This window comes from Streptomyces sp. SolWspMP-5a-2 (genome assembly GCF_900091845.1).
Lineage (GTDB): Bacteria > Actinomycetota > Actinomycetes > Streptomycetales > Streptomycetaceae > Streptomyces > Streptomyces doudnae.
In genome coordinates this window covers 1-15155 of the sequence record NZ_FMCI01000181.1, presented here as the reverse complement: position 1 = coordinate 15155, position 15155 = coordinate 1, and the positions used below count along the sequence as shown (strand labels likewise).

The following is a 15155-nucleotide window of genomic DNA, read 5'->3' as shown; positions in this document are numbered from 1 at the left end:
CCTACGGCGCGCCCTTCGAACCGTGTCCGCGGCGGGGGACGCGACGGCGGCCGTGGTTCACGGGCGGGTGCCGCGTGGCGGGGCGGGCAGCACCTGGTCGGGGGTGACGACGTCGGTGATGCCCCGGGCGGCCAGGTGGGCGGGGTCGCCGCCGAGGGTGTCGAGGACGGTGGTGGGGCGGACGCCGTCGGCGGTGAGCCGGAAGAACGCGTCGAAGACCGGTCCGCCGGGGGCGCAACCGGAGCGGGCGGCCGGGTCGGCGGGGACGGTGAGGGCGGTGGTGCGGGGCGCGGGGGTGCGGCGGTGGGCGCCGGATGCCGCGTCGGCGAGGGCGCGCGCGGTGTCCTTGGGGCGCCGGTCGTTGGTCAGCAGGCCGAGCCCGTACTCGAGTTCGGGGAAGTCCGCGAGGTCGCGGGAGACGTCGTGGGAGCACCACCAGGTGACGCCCCACAGGTCGGGGCAGTCCAGCGCGTTGGCGACGGTCGCCGCGGTGAAGGCGGCGGCGTGCTCGGGCGGGACGAGCGGGGCGGGGGCGCCGACCTCCTGGAGCCAGACCGGGCGGCGCGGGTCGTTCGCCCACGCCTTGCTGAGTTCGACGAGGTAGGCGGCGTGGTGCTCGGCGGGCACGGAGTCGCGGCCGTGGCGCTGGGCGGTGCCGTTGAACACCCAGGAGTGGACGGCGGTGAGGGCACCGAGCCGGGCGGCCTGGCGGGGCGTGAACGGCATGTCGTCCTGGAACCAGGTCGCGTCGTACTCGGCGTGCAGGTGGAGCTTGCCGGGGGCGCCCTTCTCGCAGGCGGCGAGGAGGTGGTCGAGCCAGGTGTCGATCTGCGCCTCGGTCGCCCGGTCGGGGTCGGGGTGGGGTCCGGCGGAGAACTGGTTGACCTCGTTGCCGAGGGTCATGCCGAGGAAGTGCGGCCGTTCGGCGAGGGCGGCGGCGAGGGTGTGCAGGTAGGCGGCGAGGCCGTCGAGGACGTCGGGGTCGGTGAAGAGGTTGCGGCGGTGCCAGGTGCGGGTCCAGGCGGGCAGGAAGTCGAAGCTGCTGAGATGGCCCTGGAGCCCGTCGACGGCGACGTCCAGGCCGCGTTCGCCCGCCGCGTCGACGAGGGCGACGAGCTGTTCGACGGCGCGGGGGCGGATCAGGGTGCGGTTGGGCTGGAAGTAGGGCCAGAGCGGGAAGACCCGGACGTGGTCGAGGCCGAGCGCGGCGATGGAGTCGAGGTCGGCCCGGACGGAGTCGAGGTCGAAGTCGAGCCAGTGGTGGAACCACCCCTGGCTGGGCGTGTAGTTGACGCCGAAGCGCACGGCGGGAGGCATGCGGTGTCCTTGCGGGGCGGGGGCGGTCGGACGGAACGGCGGTGTCCCGGCGAGGGGTTCAGCCCTTGACGGCCCCTTCGCCGACGCCGCGGAAGAAGTACCGCTGGAGGCAGGCGAAGAGGGCGATCAGCGGGGCGACGGCGATGACGGTGCCCGCGGCGACGAGGCGTTCGTCGTTGGCGAAGGTGCCGTGCAGGTAGTTGAGGCCGATGGTCAGGGTGAACCGGGAGGGGTCGCTGAGCACGATGAGCGGCCACAGGAAGTCGTCCCAGGCGCCCATGAACGCGAAGATCGCGACGACGGCGAGGGTGCCCTTCACGGACGGCAGCGCGATCCGCAGGAACCGCTGCCAGACGTCGGCTCCGTCGACGTAGGCCGCCTCCTCGATCTCGTAGGGCAGGTTGAGGAAGGCGTTGCGCATCAGCAGCACGTTCATCGCGCCGACGCAGCCGGGCAGGAGGACCCCGATCAGGGTGTTGTTGAGGCCCAGCTCCCGCATGGTGGTGAACTGGGCGATGATGATGCCCTCCACCGGCACCAGCATGGCCAGGACGAAGACGAGGGTGGCGGCCCTGCGGCCCCGGTAGCGCAGCCGGGCCAGCGCGTACCCGGCGAGCGCCGAACCGGCGCAGTTGGTGACGACGTTGGCGCTCGCGACCTTCAGCGAGTTGAGGGCGTAGTCCCAGACCGGGACGGTCTGCGCGACCCGTTCGTAGTTGTGCAGGGTGGGGTGGGCGGGCAGGAAGCCCGGCGGGGAGCTGTAGATGTCCTCGGTGGGGCCCTTGAGCGAGGTGGAGAGCTGCCACAGGAACGGGCCGACGGTCAGCGCCAGCACGGCGAGCAACAGCAGGTAGCGCAGGGCGAGTTCCCAGCCCCGGACGCGGCGGCCGTGCTCGTCGGTGACACGCGGCGGGCGGTTCGCGGCGGGTGCGGGGCGTACCCGGTCCGGGACGCTCATGACTCGTCCTTCCGGTCGGCGCGCAGCACGAGCAGCATCAGGGCGACGGTGACGACGAAGACGACGACGGAGAGGGCGGAGGCGTACCCGACCCGCCCGGTGAGGCCGGTGCCGGTGCGCTGGACCAGCATGACGAGGGTGGTGTCCTCGCCCGCGGGGCCGCCGCTGGGGCCCGCCATCAGGTAGACCTCGGAGAAGACCTTGAAGGCGGCGACCGAGGAGAGCGCGCCGACCAGCACCATGGTGGAGCGGACGGCGGGGACGGTGACGGAGAGGAAGCGGCGGACGGCGCCCGCGCCGTCGACGGCCGCCGCCTCGTGCAGTTCGCGCGGCACGTTCGCCAGCGCCGCCAGATAGATGATCATGTAGTACCCGAGGCCCTTCCAGACCGTGACGGCCATGGCGCTGATCAGCAGCAGCCACTGGTCGCTCAGGAAGCCGACCCGGCCCACCCCGACGGCTTCGAGGACGGCGTTGACGAGGCCGCGTTCGTCCAGCAGCCAGACCCAGATGAGGCCGACCACGACGATCGAGGCGACGACCGGGGTGTAGAACGCGGACCGGAAGAAGGTGATGCCGGGGATGTTCTTGCGCACCAGGAGCGCGAGCAGCAGCGGCAGCACCACCAGCGCGGGCACCACGCCGAGGACGTAGAGGGTGCTGTTGCGCAGGCCGATCCAGAACATGTCGTCGTGCAGCAGTTCGCGGAAGTTGGCGAGCCCCACGTAGCGGCCGGGCAGCAGGGTGCGCCGGTCGGTGAAGGAGTTGACCAGCGTGGACAGGAACGGGTACAGGATGAACACGCCGACGATCAGCAGTCCGGGTGCGGCGAACAGCCAGGGGCTGGTGGGCAGTTGGCGGCGCACGCGGGTGGTGGGGGCCGGGGCGGTGGGGCTCGCCATGTCGGTCAGCCCTGCTGCCGAAGGAGCGTGTCGCAGGCCTTGACAGCGTTGTCGAGGGCCGCCTTGGGAGTCTCCTTGCCCTGGAGCGCCTTGGCCACCTCGTTGCGCAGCGCGGACTTCATCTGCTCGCTGAACAGCACCGGCGTGTAATTGACGGCGTTCTTCAGGGACTTGGCGGCGGCGACCCGGACCCGGGTCTCGTCGGTGCCGTCCTGCTCGGTGAAGTACGGGTCGTCGAGGGAGCCCGCGGTGCTCGGGAAGATGGCGACCTTCTTGGCGAACGACATCTGCCGCTGCGCGTCGGTCACGAAGTGCGCGAAGGCGACGGAGGCGGCGGTGTGCTTGGTCCGGGAGTTGACCATCACGCCCATCACGTACATGTTGACGTGCCCGGTGCTGGTGATCTGGTCGGTGATGCCGATGTTCTTGTACAGGCCGGGCGCCTGCTTCTTGAAGTTGCCGAGGTCGAGGGCGCTGCCGGGGTTCATGGCGACGGCGCCGGTGAGGAACTTCTTGCCCGAGGACTCGGGGGTGGCGGTGAGCGCCTGCGGGTCGAGCGCCTTGGCGTCGTACAACTCCTTGTACTTGGTGAGGAGTTCGACGCCCTTGGCGTCGTTGAAGGCGAACCCGGTGCCTTCCTTGTTCATCAGCTGGACGCCGTACCGGCCGAAGTCCTCGACGGTGGGCACGTTGGCGAGGGTGGCGACCTTGCCGCCGGTCTCCCGGGCGAGCCGCAGGGCCTGCGCGAAGAGGTCGTCGTAGGTGGTCGGCGGCCGGTCGGCGTCGAGTCCGGCCCGCTCGAAGAGGGTCTTGTTGTAGAACAGCGGCCCGGTGTTGAGGTACCAGGGGAAGGCGTAGGTGCCGGTCATGCCCGGTATGCGGTGGCTGGCCCAGGCGCCGTCCAGGTACTCCTTGCGGTAGGAGGAGGCGGCCTTGTCCAGGTCGAGGGCGAGTCCGGCCTTGGCGAGCGGGGCGACCAGGTCGGGCGAGACGTTGACGACGTCGGGCAGGGTGCCGCCCGCCGCGTCGGCGCTGATCTTGTCGGCGTACCCCTCGGCGGGCTGGTCGATCCACTTGACCTTGGTGTCCGGGTACTTCTTCTCGAAGTCGGCGACCACGCCCTCGAAGTAGGGCTTGAAGTTGGCCCGCAGGTTCCAGGTCTGGAAGGTGATGTCGCCCTCGACCTTCCCGGAGGCGTCGGTGGACCCACCGCCCCCGTCCCCCGAACCGCACGCGCCGAGCGGCAGGACGAGGGCGGCTACGGCGGCGGCTGCGAGTGCTCTGCGGAGTGTGGGCACGGTGACACGGCTCCCTGGACGGCGTCGGCGGCGAGGATGCCAGGACCATGCCCGGGAGCTTCCGGCAAAGTCAATGGATTCGGCGTCGCTAAAGAAATCAGGTCTTCATTAGTGCAGGTCAGGACGGCTATGACCGAAAGCTTGCCTAGATGACTAATGCGCTTTAGGGTACGGAAGCTCAAGCGCTTTAGCTGTTGTCAGGGAGAAAGCGGGAAGCGGCATGCCTGCGAAGCGGTCCCCGGCCCGCCGACCCACGATGAAGGACATCGCACGGCGGGCCGGGGTCTCCGAGAGCGCCGTCTCCTTCGCGCTCAACGACCGCCCCGGGGTCTCCGAGGTGACCCGCGACCGGGTCCGCCGGGTCGCCGAACAGCTCGGCTGGCGGCCCAGTACGGCGGCCCGCGCGCTCTCCGGTGAGGGCGCGGCGACCGTCGGCCTCGTCCTCGCCAGACCCGCGCACACGCTCGGCGTCGACTCGTTCTTCCTCCAACTCGTCTCCGGCGTCCAGGAGGTGCTGGCCGAGCGCCATCTCGGCCTGCTCTTCCAGGTGGTGGAGGACCTCACCGACGAGTGCGCGGTCTACCGCCGCTGGTGGGCCGAACACCGGGTGGACGGCGTCCTGGTGGTGGACCCGCGCACCGACGACCCGCGCCCCGGGCTCCTGGACGAACTGGGCCTGCCCGCCGTGGTGATCGGCGGTCCGCCCGACGAACGCCACCCCGGGCTCTCGACGGTGTGGGCGGACGACGCGGGCGCGATGGCCGCCGTCGTCGACGAGCTGCACCGGCTCGGCCACCACCGGATCGTGCACATCGCCGGGCTGCCGGGCCTCGCGCACACCGAGCGCCGGATCCGCGCGCTGCGCGCCGAGGCCGGGCGGCGCGGGCTCACCGGGGTGGAGTCGGTGACCACGGACTACTCGGACGCGGAGGGCGCCGCCGTCACCCGCCGGGTCCTGGCCGCCTCCGGCGGGTCCGCCCCCACCGCGCTGATCTACGACAACGACGTGATGGCGGTCGCCGGGGTGGCCGCCGCCCTCGACCTCGGCTTCGCGGTCCCGGCCGACGTGTCGGTGGTGGCCTGGGAGGACTCCGCGCTCTGCCGCATGGTCAGGCCCTGGCTCTCCGCGCTCTCCCGGGACAGCGTGGAGTTCGGCCGGACCGCGGCCACCGAGCTGACGGCCCTCCTGGACGGGGGCCCGGCCAGGACGGTCCGGGTGCCGGTGCCGCGCCTGATCGTGCGGGACAGCACCGGACCGGCCCGCGCGGCGGGGCGCCCACCGGGGTGAGCGGCAGAGGCCGGAATCCGCGCTCGCGGGCGCGCCCGGCGTCCCGGTGCCCCGCGGACACCGGTACCGGACGGCCACCGGCCGGGAGCGGGACGCCGGAGGCGGCGGCGCGGCGGCGGTGGCGGTGGCGGTGGCGGTGGCGGTGACGAGGCATCGCCGCGAAGCCGCCGTGGCTGCTCCTGTGCTCAGGTCGCGGTCAACCGCCAGACGGCGGGGGCGCGTTGGTCCTCCGGGTACTGCACGAGCCGCCCGTCGTCCGCGGGGCCGACGGCCATCCGTGTGACGGCGTTGACGAGCCGGAAGCCGCCCGCCACCCGCCGCACCTCCCAGCGCTGGAGGGTGTCGCCTTCGTCGCAGGTCCGTGGCGTCACCAGGGTCCCGGGCTCCAGCGGCACGTTGAGCGTGAGCTTCCCGCCGCGCACCTCAAGACACCCCTCGGCGGTCCGGAGCGTCGCGTAGCCGTCCGCCGTGCGGCGCACCTCGGCGGTGAAGGAGGTGCCGGGCGTGCGCAGGGTGTGGGTGCCCTCGGTAACCGGGAGCACGGTCAGGTCGCGGACGCCCGGCGCCCGGCCGACGGCCGCCGCGCGCGCGGTGAACCCGGCGTACGTGGCGTCGGGGTGCGGGTCGCCCCAGGTGGCCTGCGCGAGGTGGCGCAGGGCGGGCCAGAGGCCGACGGCGACCTCGTTCTCGGTCTCGCCGCGCCCGTTGTCCGGCCAGAGGCTGATCTTGGCGCCGGTGATGCCCCGGGCGTCGGGCAGCCGCTCGCCCTCGAAGGAGCGCGGGTCCCACCTCTGGTCGTACAGGCCCTCGGTGTCGGAGTGGAAGCCGCCGCGGATCAGGTAGAGCGCGTAGGACGCGTTCATCAACGCGTGACCCCGCGCGCGGAGTTCGCCCGGTCCGACCGGGACGCCGAGCCAGTGCTCGACGGTGGTGTCCGCCGCCACCGGCACGGTGTTGGCGCCGGTCAGCCCGTCGTTCCAGATCCGCAGCCGCTTGCCCTTGGCCGCCGCGTAGGCGTGCACTCGGTTGACGAAGTCGACGAAGGCGTCCTGCGGGGTCGCGTCGGCCCCGTACCGCTGGCGGGCGTACCGCAGGATCTGCGGGTACCGGGCGAAGTCGGAGCCGAGCATGTACTCGTCGGCGCCCATGTGCCAGGAGCCGGAGGTGAAGACCTCGGCGTACTCGTCGATCAGGCTCGTGTAGTACGCGAACGCCTCCGGGCGGGTGATGTCGAGCCGCGCGGGCTGCCGCACCCCGTCGGTGTCGGTGAGCTGGAGGTCGGGGCGGTTCTCGATCCACGGGTCCATGTGACCGGGCGAGTTGATCTCCGGGACGATCTCGACGTGGTAGCGGGCGCCGAGGGCGACCAGCCGCCGTATCTCGTCCTTGGTGTAGTAGCCCCAGGTGTTGGCCTCGGGGTGGGCGTCGCTGCGCACCTTCAGTTCGAGGAGCAGGTGGTTGAGCTTGTGGTACGCCATCTCCCGGACGAGGTTCTCCAGCCAGGGCAGCGAGATGTGGACGTAGCAGGCGCAGACGCCGACACCCCGCTCCCGGAAGCGCGGCACGTCGACGGTCCGCCCGGCCGGGACCCGGTCCCCCCGGGCGAGGAGCTGGAGCAGGGTGCGGGTGCCGAGGAAGGCACCGGCCTCGGTGGCGCCGGTGATCAGGACCCGGTCGGCGGCGCGGAGTTCGTACCCCTCCGCGCCGAGGGCACCGGCGCGGCCCGCGCGGACGCCGACCACGATGTCCCCGGCGCGTGCCGCGCCCCGCACGACGGGCACCCGTCCGTGACCGGCCGAGCGGAGATCGTCGGCGAGGGTGTGTGCCACCCGCCGCTCGGCGGCGCTCCCGGCGACCAGCCGGGTGCTCTCGCCGAACCGGTAACTCCCCTTCTGCGGCGTCCAGTCGGACAGCGCGGGCACCGTGACGGGCGCGGCGACCGCCTCCCGGGCGGCCGCGGGGACCGGTGCCCCCAGCAGGGTCAGCGCCACCGCGACCCCGAGCAGCCGCAGCAGTCTCCGTCTCACCTCAGCCATGGCACACGACCCTTCCGGCAGCCCCCGGTCTTCGGACGGCCGATGATCGGACGGCCCCGGACGGGTGTCAACGGCGCCCGGAACCAGGGGTGTCGGCCGGATCGCCCGACTCCGCGCTGATCAGGGCCGGGCGGCCGGGAGCCGGGCCGGGCGCGAAAAGTCCAAGAGCCGCCCCCCGAATGTCCAAGCGCCGGGCCAGCGGCACGACCGCCCCGCACCGCCCCGCACACCCCACCCGGCACCCGGCACCCGGCACCGCCCCCTGCACGCCCCGCACCCCACGCCCCGCACCCGGCGCCCGGCGCCCGGCACTCGGCACTCGCCGCTCGGCACCCACCACCCGCCGCTCGGCACCCGACACCGACCCCAGCACGCCCCGCACTCCACGCCTCGCACCCGGCACTCGCCACTCGGCCCTCGCCGCTCGGCACCCGCCACCCGCCGCTCGGCACCCGCGACCCGGCACCCGGCACCCGGCACCCGCCCATCGCCACCCGGCACCCGCCCGTCGCCACTCGACGCTCGATGAGCAGCATCGGGCGATCCCCCGATCCCCCATCATCAGCCGGACGTGCCGGTCCCCAACCGGTGCTCCCTGGGGACCCGTTGGGCCGGTTGCGCCCGCGCGGCCCGTCGCCCTCGACGTGCGGTGTCCGGCCGGGCAGAGTGCTTCCGTACGCGCGAGGACCACGCACCGCACCCCGAGGAGCCGTCGTGACCAGTTGGGTCGGCCGCAGCGCCGTCGAGATCGCCGCCGCCGTCCGGGAGAAGCGGGCCACGCCGCGTGAGGTGGTGGCCGAGCACCTCGACCGGATCGCGCGGCTGGACGGGCGCGTCGGGGCGTTCCGCGCGGTCAGGGCCGAGGCGGCGCTCGCCGAGGCGGACGAACTGGCCGCCCGCGGCGACCTCGCCGAACTCCCGCTCGCCGGGGTGCCGTTGGCCGTCAAGGACAACCTGGACGTGCGCGGCGAGCCGAAGCGGAACGGGTCGGCGGCGACACCGGACACGCCCGCGGCGGCGGACCATGTGACGGTGGCCAGGCTGCGGGCGGCGGGCGCGGTCGTCGTCGGCCTCACGAACGTGCCCGAGCTGTGCGTGTTCGGCACCACCGACGGCGTCCACGGCATCACCCGCAACCCGTGGGACCTCACCCGCTCGGCGGGCGGCTCCTCGGGCGGCAGCGCGGCCGCCGTCGCCGCCGGGATGGCGCCGATCGCCCTCGGCAACGACGGCATGGGCTCGCTGCGCATCCCGGCGGCCGCCTGCGGTCTCGTCACGCTGAAACCGGGGTACGGGGTGCTCCCCGCGCGGATCGGCGGGGGCGACTGGTTCGGGATGTCCGAGAACGGCCCGCTGGCGACGACGGTCGCGGACGCCCGGCTGATGTGCGCCGTCCTCGCGGGCACCGAGCCGTCCTGGGCGCCGATGACCGGGACGCGCAGGATCGCCGTCTCGCTGCGCAGCCCGGTGGCCGGGGTCCCGGTCGACGCGCCGTTCCGGGCGGCGGCGCGGGACGCGGCCGGGGTGCTGATCAAGGCCGGTCACCAGGTCAGGCGGGCCGAACCGCCGTACCCCGCCGCCCTGGCCGTCACCGCGCTGGCCCACTGGACCGCGGGCGTCGCGGTCGACGCGGAGGGTCTCGACCCGGCGCTCCTCACCCGCCGCACCCGCACCCAGGCGGCCCTGGGACGCCGGTTCCTGAAGGGGGTGCGCGCGAGCACCGCCCGGGACGCGCTGCGCCGCCGTCTGGAGCCGTTCTTCGCCGAGCACGACATCCTGCTCACCCCGGCGCTGGCCCGCCGCTCCCCCGCCGCCGAGCCCTGGCACGAGCGGAGCTGGCTGCGCAACGCCCTGGTGAACAGCGCCTGTTCACCGCTGTCGCCGCCGTGGAACCTGACCGGCTGGCCCGCGATGTCGGTGCCGTTCGGCTCCCTGCCCTCGGGTGCGCCGTGCGCCGTGCAACTGGCCGGACCCCCCGGCTCCGAGCAGGACCTGCTGGACCTGGCCGCGCGGATCGAGTCCCTGCGCCCGTGGCGGCGGACGGCACCGCTCGACTGACCGACCCCGCCGGTGCGCCCGCCGTCGACGGGCCCGCGGCCGAGCGCGAGCGGGCTACAGCGCCCGGTACATCACGTGCAGCCCCACCCGTCCGTGCCGGGGGTGCTCGAAGGCGTCGGGGACGGTGCCGAGGATCGTGAACCCGAGGGAGGTCCACAGGGCGACCGCGGGGTTCGTCTCGACGACGGCGTTGAAGACCATGCCCCGGTAGCCCTCGGCAGCGGCGGCGGTCAGCAGGTGTTCGGCGAGGGCGCGGCCGTGACCACGGCCCGAGCGGTCCGGGTCGACCATGAAGCCCGCGTTGGCGATGCGGGCGGCGGGTCCCGCGTAGTTCGGGGTGAGGTAGGCGGAGGCGACGACGGCGCCGGTCTCGTCCTCGGCGACGAACACGCGCTTCGCCGGGTTCATCCACAGGACCCGGGCGGCCTCCTCGGAGGTGTCCGGGTCCCAGGCGTAGGTCTCGGCGGCGGCGACGATCCGGTGCCAGAAGGGCCAGATCTGCGGCCAGTCACCGGCTGTGGCTTCCCTGATGATCATGGGGGTGAGTCTGGCACGCCCCCGCGGTCGGCGGTCGCGGGGGCCGGACGGCTCAGTCGACGCTGGGCAGGATGTGGGGCTCGGCGAGGTCGTCCTCGTACCCGGCCAGCCGGATCGGGGCGGACCTGGCCCACACGTCGAGGCTGCCGAGCTGTCCCTTGCGGCGGCCGGCGGCGGCCTTCACGGGTTCCTTGGGGCGTTCGTCGCGAGTCTTCGTCTCTTCTGGTGTCACCGCGCACTCCTTATGTGTCGGTCACCCTCGGGGCGGGCCGGTCGTCCGGACCGATCTGTGACACCCCGCTCGGGTGTGGGTCGAGCAGTTCGGACGCGGTGGCGCCGGTCTTCCGTACGAGCAGGCCGCTGTGCACCGGCATGCCCCGGGACGGACGTGGGTGTGGGTGGAACCCTGGTGCTGTCCGTCCGGTCCACATTAACCAGATGAGCGGGGGCTCGCTCGATAGGGAGGGGAAACACCGGGTAATCCCTCAAGTCCGCGCGCAGTCACTGGACATGCTATGCCACTGTTCGCCCGCTTACGACCCGATCTGCCTTCACCCGAACGGCCTACAGAGGACGTCGCTCGGGGCGTCCGGCCCGGAGCGCAGTTCAGGTCCCGTTGGCCGATTCGCAAGGCGGCCATGATCTGCTGACGCGCGGCAAACGGCTCGTCCGGCGGAGAGGACCGGCGCATGGAGCTGCGCAGTGTCGAAGAGCTGATGGATCTGCTGTACGCCTGCCGGGGCTCGTGGGACTCCCCAGGACCACCGGACGGCCGCGCCGACCTGCACCAGCGCGCGCTGCGGACCGCCGCGCTGCTGCGCCGCGGGCGCCCGGCCGACAAGGAGCTGCAGGTGGCGGGGCTTGTGCAGGTCATCGGGCCGCTGCTGGGGCCGGGCGGGGAGCGGGCGCACCAGGACCGCGCGGCGGACGCGGTGCGCGCGCTGCTCGGCGAGCGGGTGGCCCGGCTGGTGCGCTCCCACCACCGCGCGGGACCCGGCAGCGACGACGACCTGCTGCGGCTGCGCCACGCGGACGAGGAGAGCCGCCACGGCGGCTTCGACGCCGGGGTGCTGGAGGACTGGCGGACCGTCCTGGAACTCGTCGCCGAGCGCAACTCCCGTCTCGGGGCTTACGACTGACGGTCCGTCGTGAGACGGTACGGCGATGACGCCGTCGTACGGGCTCAGCGGCAGGGCCGCCGTCGTCACCGGGGCGACGCGCGGGATCGGCCGGGCCGTCGCCGAGCGGCTGTCCGGGGCGGGCGCGCGGGTGTGCGTGACCGCGCGGGACGCGGCGGAGGTCCGGGCCGTCGCCGGGGCGCTCGGCGGGGTCGGGGTCGCGGGCGACCTCGCGGACCCCGGGCACCCCCGGGAGGTGGTGGAGGCGGCGCTGCGCGCGTTCGGGCGGCTGGACATCGTGGTGAACAACGCGGCGACCAACCAGCCCTACGGGCCGCTGATGGACGTCGACCCGGACCAGTGGCGGCGGGCGTTCGCGGTGAACGTGGAGGCGCCGCTGCGGCTGGTGCGGTGCGCGTGGCGGGGGTGGCTGCGGGAGCACGGGGGCGTGGTCGTCAACGTCGGCACGGAGGGCGCCGAGCACGTGGGGCCGAACGTCGGGGCGTACGGGACGAGCAAGGCGGCCCTGGCGCACCTGACCCGGCAGCTCGCGGGCGAGCTGGCGCCCGGGGTGCGGGTGAACGCCGTCTCCCCCGGTCTGGTGCGGACCGATCTCGCGCGGTTCGTCTGGGAGGGGGCCGAGGCGGAGGTCGCGGCGGGGCTGCCGCTCGGGCGGATCGGCGAGCCGGACGACGTCGCGCGGGCGGTGCTGTGGCTGGTGTCGGACGCGGCGGAGTGGGTCACCGGCGCGGACCTGCTGGTGGACGGCGGCACCCGGGTGCGGACGGCGCACTCGGCCGGGTACGCCGTCCACGACCGGCTCAGGACACGGACCCCGCCGGAGTCCGGTCGGTGACGGCGCCCCCGGGCCGCGGCGGGGCCTGCTCACTCCCTCACGGGAACAGGGCGATCCCGATCAGGACCAGCAGCACGATGACGGCCACCAGCCCCACGGTCGCCCAGGTGCCCCGGTGGCGGGCCACCTCTCCCGTGACGCCGCCGCGTGGCCGGTCCTCGGGCAGGACGGGCTGCGCGGGCCGGTCCCTGCCGTAGAACTGGTCGTCGGTCGCGTAGTGGTTCCGGGCGTCCCCGAAGGCGCGCGGATCGATGTGCGGACTCGGACTTGCCATGACGACTCCCGGCGCGGCTGTTCCGCAGGGCCGGGGTTCCCGGACGGCTCAGGGGCGGGCACGGGGCAGGCGGATCACCACTTGCCGGGTGCGTAGTCCTTCAGGAAGACGCCGTACAGGTCCTCGCCCTGTTCTCCACGCACAATCGGATCGTATACCCGAGCGGCCCCGTCGATCAGGTCGAGCGGGGCGTGGAAGCCCGCCTCGGCCATCCTGAGCTTGTCCGGGTGCGGCCGCTCGTCGGTGATCCAGCCCGTGTCGACGGCCGTCATCAGGATGCCGTCCTTCTCGAACATCTCCTGGGCGCTGGTGCGCGTCAGCATGTTCAGGGCGGCCTTGGCCATGTTGGTGTGCGGGTGGCCCGCGCCCTTGTAGCCGCGGTTGAAGACGCCCTCCATGGCGGAGACGTTGACGATGTAGGTGCGGGGCGACTCGGCGGCCGCCATCGCCGCACGCAGGCGGCTGATCAGGATGAACGGCGCCGTCGAGTTGCACAGCTGCACCTCGAGCAGCTCGACCGGCGTGACCTCCTCCACGGCCTGGATCCAGCTGTTGGTGTCGTGCAGGTCGGGCACCAGGCCACCGGCGTCGATGGCGGTACCGGCGGCGATCCGCTCCAGCGAGGCCGAGCCCGAGATCAGGGCGAGATCGGTGACGTCCTGCGCGGTGAGGGCGCCGCCACCGGCCACCGGGAGGGCGGCGACCGCGCCGGAGCCGAACGTGCCGATGACCTCGGAGGCGGGCAGCTCGCCCGCGGGCAGCGGCGCGGACTCGGCGGTGACCAGCTCGCTGTACGCCTGCGGGGAGCGGCGCACGGTCTGGGCGGCGTTGTTGATCAGGATGTCGAGCGGGCCCTCGGCGGCGACGGAGTCGGCGAGCGCGACGACCTGCGCCGGGTCGCGCAGGTCGATGCCGACGATCTTCAGGCGGCCGATCCAGTCGGCGCTGTCGGGCTGGGCCTTGAAGCGGCGGACGGCGTCGCCGGGGAAGCGGGTGGTGATGGTGGTGTGGGCGCCGTCGCGCAGCAGCCGCAGCGCGATGTACATGCCGATCTTGGCGCGCCCGCCGGTGAGCAGGGCGCGCTTGCCGGTGAGGTCGGCGCGGGCCTCGCGGCGGGCGCGGTTCTCGGCGGCGCAGCTCGGGCAGAGCTGGTGGTAGAAGTAGTCGACCTCGACGTACCGGGACTTGCAGGTGTAGCAGGAGCGGGGCCGCTGGAGTATCCCGGCGAGCCTGCCCTGCTCGGTGGCCGACGAGGGCAGGATGCCCTCCGTCTCGTCGTCGATGCGCTGGGCCGAGCCGGTCGCGGTGGCCTCGGTGACCGCCTTGTCGTGGGCGGTCTTGGAGGCGCGGCGCTCCTGGCGGCGGCGCTGCTTGACCGTGCGGTAGATGCCGGCGGTGGCCCGGCGCACGGCGATCGCGTCGGGGTGGTCGACGTCCAGCCGGTCGAGTTCGTCGAGCACGCTGAGGCAGACGGCGAGCCGCTCGGGGTCGATGCCGGGCACGGGAACGACCTCGTCCGTGGTCGTCGAGCCGTTGTCTGTCACCGTCATGGCCGCTGCCGTTCCCTGGTCTGCCGTCGCGGCGCTCGGTCGCGCCCGCTGTCGAACAGGGAATTTTACGGAGCGCCGGGCCGTCCACCAAACCCGGTCCGTTCAGGAGCCGCAGGCGGTGCGCAGCGCGGCCATCTCCTCGGTGAGCGCGGCGGCCAGCCGGTCGAGGTCGGGGACGGCCGCCGCGTCCGCGACCAGGCCGTAGTGGACGTTGCCTCGGTAGGTCGAGACGGCCACGGCGAGGGACTGGCCGCGGGCCAGCGGGGCGAACGGGAAGACCGCGGTGACCGGGTGGCCGCCGAGCAGCAGGCCGACGCCGGGCAGCGGCACGCTGGTCACCAGGATGTCGAACCAGAGCCGGGCGGCCTGGCCGACCAGGGGTCCGCCGAGCCGGTGGGCGAGCGGCGGCACGTGGTCGGCGAGGAGGGCGACGGCGCCCGCGCCGCGGTGGGGTCCCGCGTCCTTGTTGCGGTCCATGGCGGCCCGCACGGTGCCGAGCCTGCCGAGCGGGTCGGGGTCGTGCACGGGCAGCCGCATCACGTACCCGGAGAGCCGGTTGCCCTGCGGGTGGGCGGTGCGCGGGCGGCGCCGGGAGACCGGGATCAGGGCGCGGGGGGCGACGCCGTCGCTGCCGTCGCCGCGTTCGTCGAGCCAGCGCCGCAGGGCGCCCGCGACGACGGCGATCAGGACGTCGTTGACGGTGCCGCCGGCGGTCTTGCGGACGCGGTGCACGTCGTCGAGGTCGATGACCACGCCGGCGGTGCGCCGGGTGCCGGTGGCCTCGGAGGTGAGCGCGGCCGAGGAGCGCACCCCCAGTCCGGAGACGGCGACCGAGGCGCCGATGTCGAGGGCCCGGCCGACGTCGGCGAGGGCGCCCCTGACCAGCTCGGGCAGGCTGCGCACGGCGGGCGGCGGCGCGGGTCGGCGGCGGGGCGCGGGCACGTCCAGCGGGTCGAGGAGGGC

Annotated in this window: 14 protein-coding genes; 4 read left to right on the top strand and 10 right to left on the bottom strand. The window is 73.8% G+C overall.

Annotation, left to right across the window (positions count from 1 at the left end; translation table 11 throughout):
• Window positions 1–57: 57 nt before the first annotated feature.
• From GA0115242_RS18670 to GA0115242_RS18655, 4 genes are read right to left on the bottom strand one after another with little or no spacing between them, the layout of a single operon-like run.
• Entirely contained in the window at window positions 58–1317 is a 1260-nt protein-coding gene (locus GA0115242_RS18670; protein WP_093829905.1) for a glycoside hydrolase 5 family protein, read from the bottom strand.
• A 58-nt stretch (window positions 1318–1375) separates the two neighbouring features.
• Window positions 1376–2275: a carbohydrate ABC transporter permease gene (locus GA0115242_RS18665; protein WP_093829903.1), complete on the bottom strand. Its 900-nt coding sequence runs from the start codon at window positions 2273–2275 to the stop codon at window positions 1376–1378.
• On the bottom strand, window positions 2272–3177 hold the full coding sequence (locus GA0115242_RS18660) for a carbohydrate ABC transporter permease (RefSeq protein WP_093829901.1): 906 nt from the start codon (window positions 3175–3177) through the stop codon (window positions 2272–2274). Before GA0115242_RS18660 ends, GA0115242_RS18665 begins: the two co-directional genes overlap by 4 nt.
• Before the next feature lie 5 nt (window positions 3178–3182).
• A complete protein-coding gene (locus tag GA0115242_RS18655) occupies window positions 3183–4475 on the bottom strand; it encodes an ABC transporter substrate-binding protein (protein ID WP_093829899.1) in 1293 nt (430 codons plus the stop codon).
• Between the two features lie 220 nt (window positions 4476–4695).
• Between GA0115242_RS18655 and GA0115242_RS18650 the strand changes: the two genes are divergently transcribed.
• A complete protein-coding gene (locus tag GA0115242_RS18650) occupies window positions 4696–5763 on the top strand; it encodes a LacI family DNA-binding transcriptional regulator (RefSeq protein ID WP_093829897.1) in 1068 nt (355 codons plus the stop codon).
• A 185-nt stretch (window positions 5764–5948) separates the two neighbouring features.
• Here the strand turns inward: GA0115242_RS18650 and GA0115242_RS18645 are convergent, their stop codons facing one another.
• Complete coding sequence (locus GA0115242_RS18645) at window positions 5949–7799, bottom strand: beta-N-acetylhexosaminidase (protein WP_093829895.1); 1851 nt, start codon at window positions 7797–7799, stop codon at window positions 5949–5951.
• A gap of 714 nt (window positions 7800–8513) precedes the next feature.
• Between GA0115242_RS18645 and GA0115242_RS18640 the strand changes: the two genes are divergently transcribed.
• On the top strand, window positions 8514–9857 hold the full coding sequence (locus GA0115242_RS18640; protein WP_093829893.1) for an amidase: 1344 nt from the start codon (window positions 8514–8516) through the stop codon (window positions 9855–9857).
• A 54-nt stretch (window positions 9858–9911) separates the two neighbouring features.
• Here the strand turns inward: GA0115242_RS18640 and GA0115242_RS18635 are convergent, their stop codons facing one another.
• On the bottom strand, window positions 9912–10394 hold the full coding sequence (locus GA0115242_RS18635) for a GNAT family N-acetyltransferase (protein ID WP_093829891.1): 483 nt from the start codon (window positions 10392–10394) through the stop codon (window positions 9912–9914).
• A gap of 52 nt (window positions 10395–10446) precedes the next feature.
• On the bottom strand, window positions 10447–10626 hold the full coding sequence (locus tag GA0115242_RS18630) for a hypothetical protein (RefSeq protein WP_093829889.1): 180 nt from the start codon (window positions 10624–10626) through the stop codon (window positions 10447–10449).
• 457 nt (window positions 10627–11083) lie between these two features.
• Between GA0115242_RS18630 and GA0115242_RS18625 the strand changes: the two genes are divergently transcribed.
• Window positions 11084–11533 (top strand): hypothetical protein, encoded by a 450-nt coding sequence (locus GA0115242_RS18625; RefSeq protein WP_093829887.1) that lies wholly within the window; start codon window positions 11084–11086, stop codon window positions 11531–11533.
• 25 nt (window positions 11534–11558) lie between these two features.
• Complete coding sequence (locus GA0115242_RS18620; protein ID WP_093829885.1) at window positions 11559–12368, top strand: SDR family oxidoreductase; 810 nt, start codon at window positions 11559–11561, stop codon at window positions 12366–12368.
• Window positions 12369–12405: 37 nt separating this feature from the next.
• Here GA0115242_RS18620 and GA0115242_RS18615 read toward each other — a convergent pair whose 3' ends face one another.
• From GA0115242_RS18615 to GA0115242_RS18605, 3 genes are all read right to left on the bottom strand, one after another.
• Window positions 12406–12642, bottom strand: coding sequence for a hypothetical protein (locus tag GA0115242_RS18615; RefSeq protein ID WP_093829883.1), 237 nt, complete (start codon window positions 12640–12642; stop codon window positions 12406–12408).
• Window positions 12643–12716: 74 nt separating this feature from the next.
• Window positions 12717–14192: an SDR family oxidoreductase gene (locus GA0115242_RS18610; RefSeq protein ID WP_093829881.1), complete on the bottom strand. Its 1476-nt coding sequence runs from the start codon at window positions 14190–14192 to the stop codon at window positions 12717–12719.
• Between the two features lie 102 nt (window positions 14193–14294).
• Window positions 14295–15155, bottom strand: an 861-nt coding sequence (locus tag GA0115242_RS18605; protein WP_141721639.1) for a WS/DGAT domain-containing protein, incomplete at its 5' end; no start/stop codon positions are given.